Source organism: Hymenobacter coalescens (assembly GCF_054783195.1).
On sequence record NZ_BAAGRA010000027.1, the window covers coordinates 1 to 1,332 of the forward strand.

Annotated in this window: 2 protein-coding genes; both read right to left on the reverse strand. The window is 62.7% G+C overall.

All coding sequences use genetic code 11. From position 1 onward, the window contains the following. Positions 1–306: 306 nt before the first annotated feature. Entirely contained in the window at positions 307–795 is a 489-nt protein-coding gene (locus tag ACYVKQ_RS22460) for a transposase (RefSeq protein ID WP_460677617.1), read from the reverse strand. A 96-nt stretch (positions 796–891) separates the two neighbouring features. Beyond that, the coding region (locus tag ACYVKQ_RS22465) for a hypothetical protein (RefSeq protein ID WP_460677618.1) at positions 892–1,332 on the reverse strand (441 nt) is incomplete at its 5' end.

The window sequence follows — 1,332 nt, forward strand, 5'->3', positions numbered from 1 at the left end:
GCGCCCCGCGGTCCTTCCTGGACCGCGGGGCGCGCCTGTTTGCCCCCCCCCGTACCGGCGGCCCTACTCGGCCTCTGACTCGGAGGTATAATATATTGCCATCCAGACCGGCTTACGGGTTATATTTAATACGATTTTATTTTTTGATGTAATTTAATAAATATACTTTTCTTGGCTCTGCATCAAATATGTAGCAGTGAAATAGAGACGAGCCTGTGAATAAGTTACATGTAATGCTCCTGTATTCCTGTCATTATGATGGTAGATGGCACTAATCCCTTAACTAAAACAGTGCTTATAGCGGATTCATGAACGGTGTACATGATAACCAAAATGATTGAACCAAGCTTTGGCGTCCTTGCTGGAAATCCAGCTCACTGCTGTTTGGATAGCCTCCTGCAGCGCTTCGCGGGTACGGGCCTGAGCGTGTTGCAGCTTGGTTTTGAGCTTGCCCCAGGTCTGCTCGACCGGGGTAATATCGGGCGAGTACGGCAGCAGGAAGAGCACCTCGACGCCGCGCCGGGCCAGCTCTTGCTGCAAGCCACTGAGCTTGTGCACGGGCAGGTTATCCAGGACCAGCACATCGCCGCGCCGTAGCTGCGGCCCCAGCACCCGGGCTACGTAGAAGGCGAAGCTGCGCTGGTTCAAGGCCCCGTCCAGCAGGTGTACCGCGGTCAAGCCGCGCACGCCCAGCGCCCCGATCAGTGTCACGGCCCGCCCGCGCTGGAGCGGCACCGCGACGCTTACCCACCGGCTGCCCGCGCGTAGCGGCGCGTGTAGTCCAGGCGTAGGCACGTTTCGTCCAGGAAGTAGAACCGGTGCACGTCCGTGCGCGCCGCCACCGCCTCCTCGTGCTGCCGGCGCCACTCCCGCACCCGCTCGGTGTCCTGCTCAGTGGCGTGCAGGCTTTTTTTCCGGAGCAGGTCTTGACTCGTCCAGCACGCGCCAAATCACGCCGACACTCACGCGCCGCCCGGCCTGGGCCTGCAGCGCGTCGCGCAGCTCGGCCAGCGTCGCGTCCGGCTGCCGCCCCACCTGGGCCACCAGCCACGCCTGCGCGGCCGCGTCCAGGCACCGCGGTGGGCCGCCCCGGCCGGGCAACGCAGCCATCGACCCCGTTTGCCGCTGCCGCCGTACGAGCTTGCCGACAAAAGCCAGGCTCACACAAAAGCGGGCGGCCACTTGCACCTGCCGGGCCCTTGGCTCGGTCAGCGCCTGCGCCACGCGCTGGCGCAAATCCAACGAATACGCTTCGCTTGCATAGGCCTGCTGGGGTGGTCTAGTCGTGGCGGACACGGCGCTAAGGTAGGCGATTGGCGAGGTCGGCTTCAA